Annotated in this window: 2 protein-coding genes; both read right to left on the bottom strand. The window is 47.7% G+C overall.

Features of this window, described 5'->3' with window-relative positions:
• A partial coding sequence (locus B5E75_RS14215; RefSeq protein WP_420866417.1) for a CD3337/EF1877 family mobilome membrane protein occupies nucleotides 1-887 on the bottom strand: 887 nt, incomplete at its 3' end.
• A partial coding sequence (locus B5E75_RS14220) for an ATP-binding protein (protein WP_162607718.1) occupies nucleotides 887-1540 on the bottom strand: 654 nt, incomplete at its 5' end. The genes B5E75_RS14220 and B5E75_RS14215, both read right to left, overlap by 1 nt.

Below are 1540 nucleotides of genomic sequence, written 5' to 3' on the forward strand. Positions count from 1 at the left end.
ATTTCCGTTTTCACCACGTCCTCACGGGTCGCCCCGTCGTCTGCTGACGGACTGACCGATACCAGAGCTTCCACACGGTCAGCTCCGATTTCCTCTATATCGCTGTTGCCAAATTGCAGAAGTAGCCACGGCTGTTGTACCTGTATGGAGAACAGGCTGTCCCTAATCAAGTCCACGCTGTCCTTTCCTTGACTGTCGCTGTCGGGGAGCATGATTTTTGTCCCCAAGTCCAGCGAAGCGGTACTTATATCACTGGAAAAATCGTTTATCTTCTTGATATAGTCGGGAGCGTAGGCGATAAAGGAAGCGGACACGATAAACACCACAACAAAGTTGATAACGGCGTGTAATGCCTTGCTGGTTTCTCTTTTTATCAGTCCCGTGTAGGCAACATAGATACCCACGATAAGGATAATGAGAAGCAGGAAGCCCACATAGAAGCCAGTGCTTCCAAAGCCGTTTTCCGTCACGCCAGCTAGGGTCTGTATGCTCTTTCCGATACTGTCTGCCATGTCGTTGATGAAATCCAGCTTATACGCCTGCTGGACGACGTACCCTGTGGCGTTACTTAGATACAAGCTGATAGTCCAGATAAAGTTGGTGATACAGTAAAGCCCGTATTGTACGGACTTTCCGATACCGTCCAGCCAGTTCCACGGAAGCCAGCCCCAGCTATTGTCCACATAGAAGTCAAGCTGGTAATTCTCCAAAGGGTACTGTGAATACAGGTTGTCCGCATTGACGGTATCATCAACAAGCCCCGTTGCATGAGCTACCGTACCGAACAGGGATAGGAACACGACAGAAGTAAAAATGACTATCAGAGCTATCTTAAAAAAGCGAAAGAGCTTCTTTCTTTTCAGAAGCCCTTTTATCCTTTCTTTCATCACTCCACCCCATTTCTCTGTATCGGCGGTCTGGTATCAAAGGCGTGCAGTAATTCCTCAAAGACAGGGTGTATCTGCACCACGCCCACACGTCCGTACAAATCTTGAAGCAAGCATTGTCCGTTCTCCAAGTCACGAAGCCTTTTCTGATTGTTCTCATCCTCTGGGTCGATACCGAAAAATTCTAAGGTCTGCTTTATCTCGTTTATATCCGTAGAACGAAAAGCGAATTTCAGACCGATATTGTTCTTCAAGCTCTCTTTGGACACGTCGCCAGAGGATTGCGTGACGAAATACACCCCTGCCTGCATAGCTCGTCCTGCACGCACCAGCTTGTTAGAGAGGGTTTCGCCCTGTGCCACATTGAGAAACGCCCACGCTTCATCAAGGTCAACAATTTTAAAAATGCTCCTGTCGCTGTGGATAAAGTCAAGGGCAAAGGTAGAAATGACAATCAGCATAGCCACGGACAGCAGTTCAATGGTCGTATATTCCTCAAAGGTCGTGTCTTTATCTGGCAAAACAAGGTCAGCAACCTGTATGATATTGAGCTGGTTGTCCAAGCTGATAGCGTTAGACACTGAACCGTCAGAGAACAGCAGATGTGCAAAGTCATAGTCCGTAAAGCTGTCGATATGGTCGGCAATGTTACG

The organism is Massiliimicrobium timonense (assembly GCF_002160865.1).
Lineage (GTDB): Bacteria > Bacillota_I > Bacilli_A > Erysipelotrichales > Coprobacillaceae > Allocoprobacillus.